This is a genomic window from Enterococcus sp. DIV0755b (assembly GCF_051713765.1).
In the GTDB taxonomy this organism is placed as follows: domain Bacteria; phylum Bacillota; class Bacilli; order Lactobacillales; family Enterococcaceae; genus Enterococcus_C; species Enterococcus_C canintestini.
In genome coordinates this window covers 2,093,718-2,109,587 of sequence record NZ_JBIOQN010000001.1, presented here as the reverse complement: position 1 = coordinate 2,109,587, position 15,870 = coordinate 2,093,718, and the positions used below count along the sequence as shown (strand labels likewise).

Genomic DNA, 15,870 nt, shown 5'->3' with positions numbered 1-15,870 from the left:
TTTAGATTTTTGAATAAAATAATCGGAGCAGCTACGATTTTGATGGTAGCTGTGGCTGCTTTCTTTATATTTTTTGATGATTATCAAAAAAATAATTCCAGTTCAATTGCATCATCCACAGCAACTACGCTGACGTCAAGCACCGCAAGTACACAAGAAAGTACACAGGCAGTTTCCGACTCTTCAGGTGATATGCGACCAAAGGATTTGCCCCAAATAAAAAGTAATGATTGGCGTTTAGTACTGGTTAGTCCCGATCATAAAATAAAACAAGAAATATCAGAAGATCAACTTACCACCTTAGCTGATGGTCATATGGTAGATAAAAGAATCGCAACAAGTTATGAAGCGTTAAAAGCCGCTGCAAAAAAAGCAAATATTAATCTCCATTTGGTTTCCTCATATCGCTCGGTTGCTTATCAAAAACAAGTTTTTAATGAACGGGTTAGTCAATTAGAAAGTCAAGATCATTTAGGACGAGAAGCTGCAATTAAAAAAGCAAAATTAACTATGACAGAACCGGGTTATAGTGAGCATCACACTGGGTTAGCAGTTGATGTAGTCGATGAAAAGTGGCTCTCATCTAATCCGGATATGATTTTAGACGAAAGCTACAGTAAACAACCTGGTGCTCAGTGGTTACAAAAAAATGCCAGCCGCTTTGGCTTTATTGTGCGCTATCCTGCTGGAAAAGAAAACATTACAAAAATCACTTATGAACCTTGGCATTTGCGTTATGTAGGTATAGAAAGCGCCCAATATATTACTACGCATGATTTAACATTGGAAGAGTATTTGACCCAGTTAGAAAAGTGGGAGGGGTATGAGCATTAAAAGAAAATATCGTAAACGTAAAAAAGCCGGCTTCCCAGCAATTTTAGCTGGATTTCTACTTATTTTAGCGGCTTTTGTTTTTTCAATTCGGCAACTCAGTCAACCTGTTACTTCAACCCAAGTGGCACAAGTAACAGATGAAGATAAACTTCGTAAAAATTTTATTGAGCAATTGGCTCCTCATGCCAAAGAACTACAAAAAGGATATGGTGTTTTACCAAGTATTATATTGGGACAGGCTGCACTAGAATCGAATTTTGGTCAAAGTCAATTGGCTAGCGAATATAAAAATTTATTTGGAATTAAAGCTTATGGTGATGTACCTAAAGTGAAATTAGATACCCAAGAATTTGTAGATGAGCAATATATTACAATAAAAGGGGAATTTAAAGTTTATGATTCTTGGCAGGCTTCAATGGATGATCATACTATGCTTTTTGTTAATGGTGTGAATTGGGATCCAAAAAAATATGAAAAAGTATTGTTAGCCAATAATTATAAAGAAGCAGCTAAAGCGCTACAAGAGGCGGGATATGCGACAGATCCGCAATATGCTGATAAAATTATAACTATGATAGAGGAATATAATTTAATGCAATATGACGTATAATCTCTAGCATGAAAGGAGTGTTTTTATGGAGCAAAAAATGCCAAAAATTTCGACCGAATTACGGAAAGATATCGTTCGCGTTCCTAAAATTATTCGTGAAGCAACAGGGATTCAAATTTTTGGTCGGCGGGTGCGTTCCATCATCTTTACCACTGATATTGCGATTATTCGCAATACTGATGCGGACGCTGTAATTGCAGTTTATCCTTTTACCCCACATCCGGCGATCACCAAATCAATCATTGAAGCTGCAGATATTCCAGTTTTTTCTGGGGTTGGAGGCGGGCTAACCCAAGGGGAGCGTTCAACTTATATGTCGATGTTTGCCGAAGCCCAAGGATCGATTGGGGTTGTTTTAAATGCACCGACTTCGGTAGATACTGTTAAAATGGTTTGTCGGGTCGTCGATATTCCGGTAGTAAGTACGGTTACTTCTAAATTGACACCAATTGATGAAAAACTCGCAGTTGGCGTTAAGGTCATAAACATTAGCGCTGGCAAAGAAACGGCCGCTACTGTTCGGCATTTCCGTGAAAACTATCCCGATTTACCGATTATTGCTACAGGTGGACCTACTGAAGAGAGTATCTTAGAGACAATTGAAGCTGGCGCAAATGCCATCACGTATACGCCGCCTTCTAATGGCGAGTTATTTAGCCGTAAGATGGAACATTATCGTCAAATGGAAATAGATAAAGAATAAAAGATGGTCTGGTGTTATCATGCAATAACGCCAGACTATTTTTTGTGTAATTTTGTGTGAAATAGGAAAAAAATAGTCGAATTATTTATAAAATAATTTTTTTGTCTTTTTCTTTTATACCATAAACTTTCCGTTTTTGATTGTCTTTCAAATAATAAAGTTCACGACTTTTATTGGTCATCAGTAAAACTAAAATAGTTTGCAACGTAAGAGCAGGTTGACTATTTTCAGCGCTAAAAACAAAATCGTCTGCTGCATCTATTTTTAAATTGGTGACAGGTTGCTCACCAAGATAAAGCTGGTAGTGCTCTTTTTTTTGTGGCATAGTCGCTAAAATAGTAACCAATTCTTTTGCTTGCATTATGACACCTTCTACTTTTTACTTTAACGTTATAGTAGCATAATTTTTCTAAAAAGTAGCGCCAGTAAAAAAGTAGGGGCAGAAAAATGAAATGACTGCCGCGTGTTATTAAAGGGAAAATGCTAGCTTTTGAAAAAAGCTTACAAAAATTGTCATACTTTCACGAAAATTGGTTGCTAGTTTTCAAATGAGGTGTTATACTCCAATACATAATTTATTGCGCAAGACGCAGTAAGATACATACCTGCTTATATATCGTCGTAATCTGGTCGACAGTCTCTACCCAGTACCGTAAATACTGGACTATAAGCAAAAAACGTGCGTAAGGCGCTTTTTTTGCTTAGACTGGCAAAAAGCGTCTTTTTTTGCTAGTTTGGCAGTAAAGATGAAAATTAAAAAAGGAGCAGTGTGATTATGAAAGAATTAGTTGCAAGAATCAAAGAAGACGGACGTGTGTTAGGTGACGGTGTTTTAAAAGTGGATAGTTTTGTGACCCACCAAGTTGACCCGGTCTTAATGGAGGCGATTGGCAAACGCTTTGCCCAAGTATTCCAAGCGGCTAATATCACAAAAGTTGTTACGATTGAAGCTTCTGGCATTGCTCCTGCGCTTTATACTGCGCAAGAATTAGGGGTTCCCTTAGTTTTTGCTAGAAAGTCTAAAAGTTTAACAATGAACGAAGAACTTTTGACTGCGCAAGTTTATTCTTTTACTAAACAGGTGACGAGTACTGTTTCGATTTCTAAGAAATTTTTGACTGAAAACGACAATGTATTATTAATTGATGACTTTTTGGCTAATGGCCAAGCGGCTAAGGGCTTGATTGAACTTTGTCAACAAGCTGGTGCTCATGTAGAAGGAATTGGGATTGTGATTGAAAAATCATTCCAAGACGGCCGAGAACTTTTAGAAGACATGGGGATTAAAGTTGTTTCTTTAGCCCGAATTGCATCATTAAAAGCAGGTGAAGTAGAATTTATCGAGGAGGATGCTTAATTGGATAAGCAGACACAAAACGGAAAAGCAGCTGTTTTAGGGTTGCAACACTTACTTGCAATGTACGCTGGTGCAGTAGCAGTACCACTTTTAATTGGGACTGGTTTAGGTTTTAACGAAACACAAATGACATATTTAATTTCTATTGACATTTTTATGTGTGGGATTGCCACATTGTTACAATTAACGGTTACGAAATTTTTTGGGATTGGTTTACCAGTCGTACTAGGTTGTGCGATTCAAGCCGTTGCCCCTTTAATTTTAATTGGAAGTAAATCAGGTGTTGGTGCCATTTATGGTTCAATTATTGCTTCTGGTATTTTTGTTGTTTTAATCGCGGGCTTTTTTTCAAAGATCAAAAAGTTATTTCCTTCACTTGTGACAGGAACGGTTATTACGGTTATTGGTTTAACTTTAATTCCAGTTGCTATTACGAAAATGGGTGGTGGTGACGCTACAGCGCAAAACTTTGGCGAACCTGATCAATTGATCTTAGCTTTTGTCACGATTTTATTAATTATCGGGATTCAAGTTTTTGCTAAAGGATTTTTACGTTCAATTTCTGTATTAGTAGGACTTGTTGGGGGTACTCTTTTAGCTTACTTGATGGGGATGGTTGATTTTGCTGCCATTGGTCACGCACCTGTTTTCCATATTCCGCAACCTTTTTATTTTGGGAAACCTACGTTTGATGTGTGGTCTATTTTACTTATGATTATCATCTCGATTGTAAGTATGGTGGAATCTACTGGCGTTTACTTTGCTCTTGGTGATATTACCGGTCAAGCAATCAATGAAGATGATTTAAAACGCGGGTATCGTGCAGAAGGATTAGCTGTTATTCTAGGCGGAATTTTCAATACATTTCCTTACACAGGTTTTTCTCAAAATGTGGGCTTGGTGCAATTATCAGGGATTAAAACCAAAAAGCCGATTTATTTTTCCGCTATCTTTTTAATTATTTTAGGTCTATTTCCTAAGATTGGTGCGATTGCGCAAATTATTCCTGAGCCAGTATTAGGCGGTGGGATGTTAGTGATGTTTGGTATGGTAGCTGTCCAAGGAATGAAAATGTTAGCTAAAGTTGATTTTAATAATGATAAGAATTTATTAGTAATCGCTGTTTCACTTAGTTTTGGCTTAGGTTTTAATTTGATGCCTCAATTGTTCAGTCAATTACCAGAAACACTGCAAATGTTTACCGGTAACGGGATTGTGATGAGTAGTTTAACTGCCATTCTTTTAAATTTAATTTTTAATGGTTTAAAAGATGATAAAGAAACAACTTTAACTAAAGCAGTTAGTGAAACGAAATAAAAATGTGCAAATGACGTCAAATGATGTCATTTGCTTTTTTTGTCTATAAAGAGATTATTGAATTCTTGTAAGAAACAAGATTAAGGTATTAATATTTTAGCATTGCGTTTTATAAACAAATCTATCTAAGACAACGAGAAAAATAAGTTGTTCGGTGTGTTTGTTTAAAACACGAACGAACTTATAATTTGTATGTTTAATATTCGAGTAAATATTTACAGCTAAATTTTAACTTGCTACAATAATGACAAGTTAATTGTAAAGGAGCAAAACATGAAACCACAAGTTGCAGTTATTATGGGAAGCGTGTCAGATTGGGAAACGATGAAGTACGCATGCGAACAATTAGATGAGCTAGGAATTAGCTATATAAAGCAAGTTGTCTCTGCACATAGAACACCAGATTTAATGTTTGAATTTGCAGAAAACGCAAGAGATAACGGGTTAAAAGTAATTATCGCTGGTGCAGGTGGTGCTGCTCATTTGCCGGGGATGGTGGCAGCAAAAACTACATTACCGGTGATTGGTGTTCCGGTTAAATCCCGAACATTAAATGGTTTAGATTCGCTACTTTCAATTGTACAAATGCCTGGTGGAATTCCAGTAGCTACGACTGCAATTGGACAAGCTGGTGCAACCAATGCCGGACTACTTGCGGCGCAGATGCTTTCCATGTATGATTTAGACATAGCGCAAAAATTAGCTATTAAGCGAGAAAAAATGCGTGATATTGTGATGGAAAGTAGTGATCAACTTGGTTAAGCCTTTATTACCAGGCGCTGTAATTGGCATTGTGGGCGGTGGACAATTAGGTCGGATGATGACCATTAGCGCAAAAGAAATGGGTTTTCGGGTCGGCGTTTTAGATCCTGCTGCTGATTGTCCGACTGCACAAGTAGCAGATTGGCATATTGTGGCAGCGTATGACGATGTATTTGCTTTAGAAGAAATGGCCCGACGCTGTGATGTAATTACGTATGAGTTTGAAAATGTTAGTGTTGATGCCTTAAATGCCATTATTTATAGTGCTAATGTCCCTCAAGGAACGGATCTTTTAGCAATTACACAAGATCGGTTAATGGAGAAAGCTTTCTTGGAAGCAAATAATATTGTTATTGCACCGTATGAAACAATTATTAGTCCAACAGATATTCAAGATGCCATTGATAGTATTGGTTATCCTTGTGTCTTAAAAACAACTCGTGGTGGTTATGATGGTAAAGGACAATACGTTTTGTATAGTACTGCAGACTTAGCACCTTCAATGAATTTACTACGTTCTGGCACTTGTGAGCTGGAAGCTTGGATTCCTTTTGAAAAAGAAATATCTGTCATGGTAGCAGGAAATGGCAGTGGGGAGTTTATGGTGTTTCCAGTAGTAGAAAATATTCATCGCCATAATATCTTACATGAAACTATTGCACCGGCTAGAGTCGCACCAGAAGTAGTAGAAGAAGCCCAACGAATTGCTAAGGTGATTGCTAAAGCTCTGGATTTACGCGGAGTGTTAGCGATTGAGATGTTTTTGACCAAGACTGGCAGTATCTATGTCAATGAGCTTGCACCGCGTCCGCATAATTCAGGACATTATTCCATTGAAGCATGTAGCCAAAGTCAATTTGATGCCCATATTCGTGGGATTTGCGGTTGGCCTTTAGGGGAAGTAAAATTACTAAGCGATGCAGTTATGGTCAATATTTTAGGCGATGAGTTGCAAGAAACATATGATTTAATTGCTAGAAAGCCAAACTGGCAATTCCACTATTACGGCAAAGCGCAGGCCAAGCCAGGGCGTAAGATGGGACATATTACCATTACAACAGAAGACATCTATGCCACATTAGAAGAAATTTATCAAACAAATATTTGGGATTAGTCGTATTTTTTAGTATGAATAAACTATTTTTTCAAATTTAAAATAAGCGAGGAGCTATTGCATGTTAGAACGTTACACACGCCCGGAAATGGGTGCAATTTGGACTGATCAAAATCGTTATCAAGCCTGGTTAGAAGTTGAAATTTTAGCCGATGAAGCTTGGGCAGAACTAGGAGAAATTCCCAAAGAAGACGTTAAAAAAATTCGCGAGAACGCAAAATTTGATATTGATCGTATTTTAGAAATTGAAGAACAAACGCGTCACGACGTCGTAGCTTTTACCCGTGCTGTTTCTGAAAGTTTAGGATCAGAGCGCAAATGGGTTCATTACGGATTAACCAGTACCGATGTTGTTGATACTGCTTATGGCTATTTATTAAAACAAGCCAACGATATTCTACGTCAGGACTTACAAAATTTCTTAGAAATCATCGGCAATAAAGCTAGAGAACATAAAAATACAGTTTGTATGGGACGTACTCATGGGGTTCATGCCGAACCAACAACTTTTGGCTTGAAATTAGCTACTTGGTATTCAGAAATGAAACGTAACATCGAACGTTTTGAACATGCGGCAAAAGGAGTAGAAGCAGGTAAAATTTCCGGTGCAGTTGGAACTTTTGCGAATATTCCACCTTTTATTGAAGAATTCGTTTGTGAAAATTTAGGAATTCGTCCCCAAGAAATTTCTACGCAAGTGCTGCCGCGAGATTTACATGCGGAATACTTTGCAGCACTGGGATTAATTGCCACTAGTATCGAACGTTTTGCTACAGAAATTCGTAGCTTACAAAAATCCGAAACAAGAGAAGTAGAGGAATATTTTGCTAAAGGGCAAAAAGGTTCATCGGCAATGCCTCATAAACGTAATCCAATTGGTTCAGAAAATATGTGTGGTTTAGCGCGGGTTGTTAGAGGGCATATGCTAACTGCTTATGAAAATGTTCCATTATGGCATGAACGTGATATTTCACATTCTTCTGCTGAGCGTATTATCGTACCAGATACGACAATTTTATTAGATTATATGTTGAATCGTTTTGGTAATATTGTTAAAAATTTGACTGTTTTTCCGGAAAATATGAAACGCAACATGGACGCAACTTTTGGTTTAATTTATAGTCAAAGGGTGATGTTAAAATTAATTGATAAAGGTATGACAAGAGAAGAAGCCTACGATTTGGTACAGCCAAAAACAGCTTTTGCTTGGGATCATCAAACAAGTTTTAGACCTTTATTAGAAGAAGACGATAAAATCACGTCAATTTTGACTAAAGCGGATTTGGATGATGCTTTTGATTATCACTATCACCTTAAAAATGTTGACGCAATCTTTAAGCGAGTAGGTTTAGAATAAAAAGTAAAAGAAGTCGTGGCGATAATGCTAAGGCTTCTTTTTTGTAGATAAAAAGTTTGTGGCAGTAAAAAAAGGCGGTATGACAAAAAAATGTCATACCGCCTTTTTCGATTAAACGTTGTGTCAGAAGGAACTTTTATCACAACTACTTTAAATAAAGGCAACTTTTGGTTGTGTATAGTGGCGCAATCTTTCATCACGAAGGATTGCAAGTAAAGTCTCCACTAAAGAAAAATTATACTCTTCTAAATTGAAAAACACTTTAAAAGTGTAATGGTTTTTAAAAAAGCGTTGCTCGTGAATTTGTTCAATAATTAATTCTTCGTTGTGACTGTTTTGATAACGAAATATTCGTTTACGGCAGTCCACTTGACGTTTTGAAGCTTGTTTTACTTTGCGAAAAGTGTAAAAAGAAGTGTTCTTATTCAGTTGGTAAACTTCTTCTACTGCTAACAAGTCGTTAAATAAACGACGTCTATCATCAAAAGTAAGCGAATCTAAAAAATTGGCAATTACCTGATTGTCACTTTCCATCCATAAGCCCCCTAAAAATCCTATCAATGAATCTAAAAGTACTATATCACTTTTTTGTTTTGTTGTAAACGCTTCACTAAATACTAGTCTAAATTATAAAATTTAAATAAAATTTATTAAAAAGAAGACAATGAGAAAACTAAAAAATAAATCATGTGTTTTAAGGTTAAACACGAACAATATATTCGTTTTGATCATTAAATATCCTGAAAAATATTGACCTTGATTTTATCAGTTGTTAAAATAAGCACAAGTTAAACACGAACGATTTCGTTGTTTGTTCAATTTAATGTCAATAAAACGAGGTGCGAAATGCAAAAGAAGGAATTACGCTATGCCGGTAAAGCAAAAAAACTTTACGCTACTGATAATCCGGATGTTTTTTGGGTAGAGTATTTGGATCAAGCCACAGCTTTAAATGGTGTGAAAAAGGATAAAGTAGCTGGGAAAGGTGCTTTAAACAATCAAATTACTAGTTTGATTTTTGAACAACTAAAAAGCGAAGGGATTCCCTCACATTTTGTTAAAAATGTATCTAAAACCGAACAATTAGTCGAGTGTGTGGAAATTATTCCATTAGAGGTTGTCGTTCGCAATGTTGCTGCTGGGAGTTTTTCAAAAAGATTACAAATTGAAGAAGGAACGCCTTTAGATTTTCCAATTGTAGAATTTTATTACAAAGAAGATGCATTAGATGATCCATTTATTAATGATGACCATGTAAAACTGTTGAAACTTGCTACAGGTAAAGAAATTAACGACATCAAGCATTTGGCACGAGAAGTAAATGTGGCGTTGCAACAAATTTTTGAACAAATTGGAATTAAATTAATTGATTTTAAAATTGAAATTGGCCGTACCAAAACCGGTCAATTACTTTTAGCTGATGAAATCTCACCAGACACCTGCCGTTTGTGGGATTTATCAACTAATGAGCATTTAGATAAAGATATCTATCGTCGTGATTTAGGCGATTTGGTTCCAGTATATGAGGAAGTATTAATGCGTTTAGAAAATCAATTTTTAGTAGAGGAGCAATAGCATGTATTTCGTAAAAGTTTATGTAACGTATAAAGAATCAGTTTTAGATCCCCAAGGAGAAGCGGTTAAAGGGGCAGTTCACCGAATGGGTTATGAAGAAATCGATGAAATTCGGATTGGAAAATATTTTGAAATTAAGGTAGCAAAAAGTGATTATCCCGTTGAAGAGATGATTGAAAATATTTGTGACAAATTATTAGCCAATGTCAACATGGAAACTTATCGTTACGAAATTACTGCAATGGAGGAAGTCTAATATGAAATTCGCCGTAGTCGTATTTCCCGGCTCTAATTGTGATATGGATATGCTTTGGGCGATTAAAGATGTAATGGGAGCAGAAGCGGAATATGTACGCCACGATGTGAGTTCATTAGCAGGTTTTGATGGCGTGTTGTTGCCTGGGGGCTTTTCATATGGTGATTATTTGCGTTGTGGAGCGATTGCTCGTTTTTCGCCAATTATGGCAGAAGTAAAACGTTTTGCCCAAGAAGGAAAACCTGTCTTTGGTACTTGTAATGGTTTTCAAGTTTTAACAGAAGCTGGCTTGTTACCAGGTGCTTTAATTCGTAATAAATCATTACATTTTATTTGTAAAACAACACCCCTAAAAGTCAACAATCAAACAAAATTTACTTCTGAATATGAAACAGATGAAGTGATTGATCTTCCTGTTGCTCATGGGGAAGGTAATTATATTTGTGATGAACAAACTTTAGCGCAATTAAAAGCAAACAATCAAATCGTTTTTACTTATGAAGAGGATGTAAATGGTAGTGTAGAAAATATTGCTGGTATTTGTAATGAAGCTGGTAATGTCTTAGGGATGATGCCTCATCCAGAACGTGCAATGGAATCATTACTAGGCTCAACTGCTGGCAAGCGTTTTTTTGCCTCAATTTTGAAAAATTTCGGAAAGGTGTCCGTTAAATAATGATGAAAATAAGTGAACCAACACCACAAGAAATCAAAGAACATAAAATTTATGCCGAGTGGGGCTTAACTGATGAAGAGTATCGCTTGATTGCAGAAGATATTTTAGGTCGTATGCCTAATTACACAGAAACTGGTCTTTTTTCTGTTATGTGGAGTGAGCACTGTTCGTATAAAAATTCTAAACCCGTTTTGCGCAAATTCCCTACTAGTGGCCCACAAGTTTTACAAGGACCTGGTGAAGGTGCGGGAATTGTAGATATCGGTGATGGGAAAGCGGTAGTTTTTAAGGCAGAAAGTCATAATCACCCTTCCGCGGTTGAACCTTATGAAGGTGCAGCAACAGGTGTCGGTGGGATTATTCGCGATATTTTCAGCATGGGTGCCCGTCCAATTGCAATTTTAGATTCATTGCGTTTTGGCGAGTTAGACAATTCGCGAACGAAATACTTATTAGAAGAAGTAGTAGCTGGTATTTCCGGCTATGGCAACTGCATTGGGATTCCAACTGTTGGTGGAGAGGTATCCTTTGATCCTTGTTATGAAGGAAATCCACTAGTAAATGCTATGTGTGTTGGCTTAATCGAACATAAAGATATTCAAAAAGGACAGGCTAAAGGTGTCGGCAACGCCATTATGTACGTCGGAGCAAAAACAGGGCGCGATGGTATTCATGGTGCAACATTTGCTTCAGAAGAATTTGTTGAAGGCCAAGAGCAACAACGTTCTGCTGTTCAAGTTGGCGATCCTTTCATGGAAAAATTATTACTAGAGGCATGTTTGGAATTAATTTTAGAACACCAAGATATTTTAATTGGCATTCAGGATATGGGAGCAGCAGGACTAGTATCTTCTAGTGCAGAAATGGCATCAAAAGCCGGATCTGGGTTGAAATTATATCTCGATGACGTGCCACAAAGAGAAACTGGGATGACGCCTTATGAAATGATGTTATCTGAGTCACAAGAGCGGATGTTAATTTGTATCAAAAAAGGCGCAGAAAAAGAAGTTGAAGAACTTTTTTCTAAATATGAATTAGATGCCGTTACAATCGGTGAAGTGACAGATGACGGTCTTTATCGTCTCTATCATCATGGTGTTGAAGTGGCGAATTTACCTGTCGACGCTCTAGCAGAAGATGCTCCGACTTATTATAAGGAGTATGTAGAGCCGGCCCGCATTAAAGCATTCGCTGAAATGGAAGATTTCACTCCTGTAGTCGAAGATGCTACAGCGACGTTATTGCAATTGTTACAACAGCCGACGATTGCATCAAAAAAAATGATTTATGAAACGTATGATTCTCAAGTGCGCACGAATACTGTTGTAACACCAGGAAGTGATGCAGCAGTTTTACGAGTAAGAGGAACAAACAAAGCGCTGGCCATGACAACAGATTGTAATGCTCGCTATCTGTATTTAAATCCAGAAATTGGCGGACAAATTGCCGTCGCCGAAGCAGCCCGTAATATTGTTGCTAGTGGAGGGCAGCCTTTAGCAATCACAGATTGCTTAAACTATGGTTCTCCTGATAAACCAGAAGGATTCTGGGAATTATGGACTTCAGCAGATGGTATTAGTGCTGCTTGCCGTACTCTTAATACGCCAGTGATTTCAGGAAATGTTTCGTTATATAACGAAACAAACGGTAAAGCAATTTATCCAACACCTGTAATTGGAATGGTAGGGTTAATTGCGGATACAAAAGATATTACCACTCAAGATTTTAAAGCTTCTGATGATCTTATTTATATCGTCGGTGAAACTTTTGCTGATTTCAACGGTACAGAAATTCAAAAAATGCAAAAGGGTTTAATTGAAGGTAAACTAATGGATTTTGATTTGGCAACAGAAAAAGCTAATCAAGATTTGGTGTTAAAAGCAATTCAAACTGGACTTGTCACAAGCGCCCACGATTGCGCAGAAGGAGGTCTAGCGGTAGCTTTAGCGGAATGTACTTTTAAAAATGGTTTTGGGCTTAATGTAGCTGTAAAAATGCCAAAAGAAAACTTATTTGCAGAAACGCAATCTCGTTTTGTTTTATCCGTGAAAAAAGAAAAACAAGTAGCTTTTGAAAAATTGGTGGAAGACAAAGCGACATTAATTGGTAAAGTTACAGACGATGGTGAAATTAAGATTCAAGCCTTGGACGGCAATATCGCAGTTGCAACACATACTGCCAAAGAACTTTGGGAGGAAGCCATTGCATGTCTTATGAAGTAAAAAGTTTAAATGAAGAATGTGGCATTTTTGGCGTCTGGGGTCACCCAGACGCAGCACGTGTCACTTATTTTGGTCTTCACAGTTTGCAACATCGAGGACAAGAAGGCGCAGGAATTGTTTCAAATGATAACGGCAAACTATATGGCTATCGTGAATTAGGTTTATTATCTGAAGTCTTTAAAGACGATCGTCAATTGGCACAATTAAAGGGAAGTGCTGCAATCGGACATGTTCGTTACGCGACAGCCGGAAATGGTAGTGTGGATAACATCCAGCCTTTTTTGTTTAAGTTTTATGATGGTTCAGTTGGGTTGGCTCATAATGGCAATTTAACAAATGCGCGTAGTTTGCGGACTAGCTTAGAACAAGATGGCGCAATTTTTCACTCCAACTCCGATACAGAAATTTTAATGCACTTAATCCGACGCAGTAAAAAAGAAAATTGGTTGGAACAATTAAAAGAAGCGCTAAACGAGGTAAAAGGTGGTTTTGCCTATATCTTGATGCGAGAAGATTGTATGGTGGCAGCTTTAGATGCTAACGGTTTTCGCCCGCTAGCGATTGGTAAAATGAAAAATGGTGCCTATGTGGTCGCTTCTGAAACTTGTGCGTTGGAAGTAAGTGGGGCTGAATTTGTTCGTGACGTCCAACCCGGTGAAATTATTATCATTAATGACGGAGGCGTGACAATTGAGCACTTCACAGAAGATACACAACATGCGATTTGTTCAATGGAATATGTTTATTTTGCTCGACCAGATTCTAATATTGCTGGGGTGAATGTCCATACAGCTAGAAAAAACATGGGACGCAATTTAGCTAAAGAAGCCCCAGTTGACGCAGATATGGTAATTGGGGTTCCCAATTCCTCACTATCAGCAGCCAGTGGTTACGCCGAAGCATCAGGTATTCCTTATGAATTAGGCTTAGTAAAAAATCAATATGTCGCCAGAACTTTTATTCAACCGACACAAGAGTTAAGAGAACAAGGCGTGCGGATGAAATTATCTGCTGTTCGCGGAGTTGTTGCGGGCAAAAAAGTGATTATGGTCGATGATTCTATCGTTAGAGGTACCACCAGCCGTCGCATTGTCGATTTATTAAAAGAAGCAGGCGCAAAAGAAGTACATGTCAGAATCGCTTCGCCGCCTTTAAAATATCCTTGTTTTTATGGCATTGATATTCAAACTCGCAAAGAATTAATCGCAGCCAATCATTCAGTAGAAGAAATTCGTCAAGTTATTGGTGCGGACTCTTTAAGTTATTTGAGTGAAGATGGTTTAATCGATGCGATTGGATTAGACTTTGATGCACCATATGGGGGCTTATGTATGGCCTATTTTAACGGTGACTATCCGACCCCTTTATACGATTACGAAGAAAAGTATCAAGCTTCACTAAAAGAACAAACTTCATTTTTCTAAATAAAAGGAGCGAAAAAAGTGGCGAATGCATATGCAAAAGCTGGCGTTGATGTGAATGCTGGTTATGAGGTAGTAGAGCGAATTAAAAAACATGTCAAAAAAACGGAACGCTTAGGAGTTATGGGCGCTTTAGGTGGTTTTGGCGGTTGTTTTGATTTAAGTAGTTTGAAGATCAAAGAACCAGTTTTAATTTCTGGAACCGATGGTGTGGGGACCAAATTGATGGTGGCTTTTAAAGAAGATAAACACGATACAATCGGGATTGACTGTGTGGCAATGTGTGTTAATGACATCGTCGCCCAAGGAGCAGAACCGTTATATTTCTTAGATTATTTGGCAACTGGTAAAAATGAACCTGCCCGTTTAGAACAAGTCGTAGCAGGAGTTGCTGAAGGCTGTTTACAAGCAGGAGCCGCTTTAATTGGCGGCGAAACTGCTGAAATGCCTGGAATGTACGATGAACAAGAGTATGACTTAGCTGGTTTTGCAGTTGGTGTAGCCGAAAAAAGTCAACTAATAACAGGTGAAAATATTCAAGCCGGAGATGTGTTATTAGGCTTGCCTTCTACAGGGATTCATTCTAATGGTTTTTCTTTAGTACGTAAAATTTTCTTTACAGAACATAACTTAGCTGGTGACACGAAGATTGCAGCGTTAGAAGGTAAAACGTTAGGTGAAGTTCTTTTAACCCCAACGAAAATATATGTTAAAGCATTGATGCCTTTAATAAAAGAAAATTTAGTTAATGGAATCGCTCATATCACAGGCGGTGGCTTTGTGGAAAATATTCCGCGGATGCTACCAGAAAATGTGGCAGTTGAAATTACCGAAGGAGCTTGGCCGGTGTTACCGATTTTTACTGTTTTGGAAGAATACGGCCAGCTTAACCATAAAGAAATGTTTGAAATCTTTAACATGGGAATTGGGATGGTTTTAGCAGTAAGTAAAGAAAATGTAGCGCAAGTAAAAGCAGTATTGGCAGAGTTAGACGAGCCATGTTATGAGCTTGGTCAAGTGGTAGCTGCTACAAAAGATGCCCCTGCGATTACAATAAATGAGGAAAAGAAATGAGAATTGCCGTTTTAGCTTCTGGTAATGGGAGCAATTTTGCAGCGCTGGCGGATTTTTTTCAAAAAGAAAAGCTCCCCGCAGAAATTGCTCTTGTTTTTAGTGATAAAAAAGATGCTTTTGTTTTAAAACGAGCTGAGAAATTTAATGTGCCAACTTTCCACTTGGCACCAAAAGACTTTGCGGATAAAAAGGCCTATGAAACAGCACTGTTGGCGCTATTACAACGCGAAAAAATTGATTTAATTGTATTGGCAGGCTATATGCGCATTATTGGTGAAGGATTATTAACAGCTTTTCCTAAAAAAATTATTAATATCCACCCATCATTATTACCGGCTTTTCCGGGTCTTCATGGGATAAAGGATGCTTATGATTATGGTGTGAAAGTAACGGGTGTGACCGTTCATTATATTGATGCTGGAGTGGATACTGGACCAATTATTGCCCAAGCGCCAGTAAGCATTGCCCTAGAAGATGACTTAACTACTTTAGAGGCAAAAATTCATCAAGTGGAGCATCAACTGTATCCCGAAGTTCTAAAAAAAATTGTAATGTCTAAAGGGAAATAGCGCTAGAATAAGTACCTTTAGTT

General features: G+C 37.6%; 17 protein-coding genes and 1 riboswitch. Of the genes, 15 read left to right on the top strand and 2 right to left on the bottom strand.

Features of this window, described 5'->3' with window-relative positions; all coding sequences use genetic code 11:
• Positions 1-9: 9 nt before the first annotated feature.
• From IGI65_RS10075 to IGI65_RS10065, 3 genes are read left to right on the top strand one after another with little or no spacing between them, the layout of a single operon-like run.
• Positions 10-834 (top strand): M15 family metallopeptidase, encoded by an 825-nt coding sequence (locus tag IGI65_RS10075; RefSeq protein ID WP_438774147.1) that lies wholly within the window; start codon positions 10-12, stop codon positions 832-834.
• Positions 824-1,444 carry a glycoside hydrolase family 73 protein gene (locus IGI65_RS10070; protein ID WP_071863810.1) on the top strand — a complete coding sequence of 207 codons (621 nt, stop codon included), beginning with the start codon at positions 824-826 and terminating at the stop codon, positions 1,442-1,444. The genes IGI65_RS10075 and IGI65_RS10070 overlap by 11 nt, the downstream gene beginning before the upstream one ends.
• A gap of 25 nt (positions 1,445-1,469) precedes the next feature.
• Positions 1,470-2,147, top strand: coding sequence for a hydrolase (locus IGI65_RS10065; RefSeq protein WP_412258660.1), 678 nt, complete (start codon positions 1,470-1,472; stop codon positions 2,145-2,147).
• Between the two features lie 85 nt (positions 2,148-2,232).
• Here the strand turns inward: IGI65_RS10065 and IGI65_RS10060 are convergent, their stop codons facing one another.
• Positions 2,233-2,508, bottom strand: a complete 276-nt coding sequence (locus IGI65_RS10060; protein ID WP_438774146.1) for a hypothetical protein — start codon at positions 2,506-2,508, stop codon at positions 2,233-2,235.
• A 228-nt stretch (positions 2,509-2,736) separates the two neighbouring features.
• Positions 2,737-2,834, top strand: a riboswitch (purine riboswitch).
• An 88-nt stretch (positions 2,835-2,922) separates the two neighbouring features.
• On the opposite strand from IGI65_RS10060, the gene IGI65_RS10055 reads away from it, so the two are divergent.
• The 5 genes from IGI65_RS10055 to purB all read left to right on the top strand — a co-directional run bounded on the left by IGI65_RS10055 (position 2,923) and on the right by purB (position 8,054).
• Positions 2,923-3,504: a xanthine phosphoribosyltransferase gene (locus tag IGI65_RS10055; RefSeq protein ID WP_016171736.1), complete on the top strand. Its 582-nt coding sequence runs from the start codon at positions 2,923-2,925 to the stop codon at positions 3,502-3,504.
• Positions 3,505-4,821: a nucleobase:cation symporter-2 family protein gene (locus IGI65_RS10050; protein WP_412258662.1), complete on the top strand. Its 1,317-nt coding sequence runs from the start codon at positions 3,505-3,507 to the stop codon at positions 4,819-4,821.
• A gap of 273 nt (positions 4,822-5,094) precedes the next feature.
• Positions 5,095-5,583, top strand: a complete 489-nt coding sequence (gene purE / locus IGI65_RS10045; protein WP_438774145.1) for a 5-(carboxyamino)imidazole ribonucleotide mutase — start codon at positions 5,095-5,097, stop codon at positions 5,581-5,583.
• Positions 5,567-6,697, top strand: coding sequence for a 5-(carboxyamino)imidazole ribonucleotide synthase (gene purK, locus IGI65_RS10040; protein WP_438774144.1), 1,131 nt, complete (start codon positions 5,567-5,569; stop codon positions 6,695-6,697). Before purE ends, purK begins: the two co-directional genes overlap by 17 nt.
• Positions 6,698-6,758: 61 nt before the next feature.
• Positions 6,759-8,054, top strand: coding sequence for an adenylosuccinate lyase (gene purB / locus IGI65_RS10035; protein ID WP_071863817.1), 1,296 nt, complete (start codon positions 6,759-6,761; stop codon positions 8,052-8,054).
• A gap of 150 nt (positions 8,055-8,204) precedes the next feature.
• On the opposite strand, the gene IGI65_RS10030 is transcribed toward purB, so the two are convergent.
• Positions 8,205-8,588, bottom strand: a complete 384-nt coding sequence (locus tag IGI65_RS10030; RefSeq protein ID WP_071863818.1) for a hypothetical protein — start codon at positions 8,586-8,588, stop codon at positions 8,205-8,207.
• A 312-nt stretch (positions 8,589-8,900) separates the two neighbouring features.
• Between IGI65_RS10030 and purC the strand changes: the two genes are divergently transcribed.
• Genes purC through purN form a run of 7 tightly spaced genes read left to right on the top strand, consistent with a single transcriptional unit; the run spans position 8,901 to position 15,847 of the window.
• Positions 8,901-9,629, top strand: a complete 729-nt coding sequence (purC, locus tag IGI65_RS10025; RefSeq protein ID WP_438774143.1) for a phosphoribosylaminoimidazolesuccinocarboxamide synthase — start codon at positions 8,901-8,903, stop codon at positions 9,627-9,629.
• A gap of 1 nt (position 9,630) precedes the next feature.
• Positions 9,631-9,885, top strand: coding sequence for a phosphoribosylformylglycinamidine synthase subunit PurS (gene purS, locus IGI65_RS10020; RefSeq protein ID WP_071863820.1), 255 nt, complete (start codon positions 9,631-9,633; stop codon positions 9,883-9,885).
• A 1-nt stretch (position 9,886) separates the two neighbouring features.
• On the top strand, positions 9,887-10,561 hold the full coding sequence (purQ, locus tag IGI65_RS10015) for a phosphoribosylformylglycinamidine synthase subunit PurQ (protein ID WP_095005798.1): 675 nt from the start codon (positions 9,887-9,889) through the stop codon (positions 10,559-10,561).
• On the top strand, positions 10,561-12,783 hold the full coding sequence (gene purL / locus IGI65_RS10010; RefSeq protein WP_438774142.1) for a phosphoribosylformylglycinamidine synthase subunit PurL: 2,223 nt from the start codon (positions 10,561-10,563) through the stop codon (positions 12,781-12,783). The genes purQ and purL overlap by 1 nt, the downstream gene beginning before the upstream one ends.
• Positions 12,768-14,207, top strand: a complete 1,440-nt coding sequence (purF, locus tag IGI65_RS10005; RefSeq protein ID WP_438774141.1) for an amidophosphoribosyltransferase — start codon at positions 12,768-12,770, stop codon at positions 14,205-14,207. The genes purL and purF overlap by 16 nt, the downstream gene beginning before the upstream one ends.
• A gap of 18 nt (positions 14,208-14,225) precedes the next feature.
• Positions 14,226-15,278 (top strand): phosphoribosylformylglycinamidine cyclo-ligase, encoded by a 1,053-nt coding sequence (purM, locus tag IGI65_RS10000; RefSeq protein ID WP_438774140.1) that lies wholly within the window; start codon positions 14,226-14,228, stop codon positions 15,276-15,278.
• On the top strand, positions 15,275-15,847 hold the full coding sequence (gene purN / locus IGI65_RS09995; RefSeq protein ID WP_438774139.1) for a phosphoribosylglycinamide formyltransferase: 573 nt from the start codon (positions 15,275-15,277) through the stop codon (positions 15,845-15,847). The genes purM and purN overlap by 4 nt, the downstream gene beginning before the upstream one ends.
• Positions 15,848-15,870 lie beyond the last annotated feature (23 nt).

Bases quoted from the DNA above. Each gene is read 5' to 3' on its own strand.
- IGI65_RS10070 (WP_071863810.1), top strand. From the start codon at position 824: ATGAGCATTAAAAGAAAATATCGTAAACGTAAAAAAGCCGGCTTCCCA.
- IGI65_RS10065 (WP_412258660.1), top strand. From the start codon at position 1,470: ATGGAGCAAAAAATGCCAAAAATTTCGACCGAATTACGGAAAGATATC.
- IGI65_RS10060 (WP_438774146.1), bottom strand. From the start codon at position 2,508: ATGCAAGCAAAAGAATTGGTTACTATTTTAGCGACTATGCCACAAAAA.
- IGI65_RS10055 (WP_016171736.1), top strand. From the start codon at position 2,923: ATGAAAGAATTAGTTGCAAGAATCAAAGAAGACGGACGTGTGTTAGGT.
- purE (WP_438774145.1), top strand. From the start codon at position 5,095: ATGAAACCACAAGTTGCAGTTATTATGGGAAGCGTGTCAGATTGGGAA.
- purB (WP_071863817.1), top strand. From the start codon at position 6,759: ATGTTAGAACGTTACACACGCCCGGAAATGGGTGCAATTTGGACTGAT.
- IGI65_RS10030 (WP_071863818.1), bottom strand. From the start codon at position 8,588: ATGGAAAGTGACAATCAGGTAATTGCCAATTTTTTAGATTCGCTTACT.
- purC (WP_438774143.1), top strand. From the start codon at position 8,901: ATGCAAAAGAAGGAATTACGCTATGCCGGTAAAGCAAAAAAACTTTAC.
- purS (WP_071863820.1), top strand. From the start codon at position 9,631: ATGTATTTCGTAAAAGTTTATGTAACGTATAAAGAATCAGTTTTAGAT.
- purQ (WP_095005798.1), top strand. From the start codon at position 9,887: ATGAAATTCGCCGTAGTCGTATTTCCCGGCTCTAATTGTGATATGGAT.
- purL (WP_438774142.1), top strand. From the start codon at position 10,561: ATGATGAAAATAAGTGAACCAACACCACAAGAAATCAAAGAACATAAA.
- purF (WP_438774141.1), top strand. From the start codon at position 12,768: ATGTCTTATGAAGTAAAAAGTTTAAATGAAGAATGTGGCATTTTTGGC.
- purN (WP_438774139.1), top strand. From the start codon at position 15,275: ATGAGAATTGCCGTTTTAGCTTCTGGTAATGGGAGCAATTTTGCAGCG.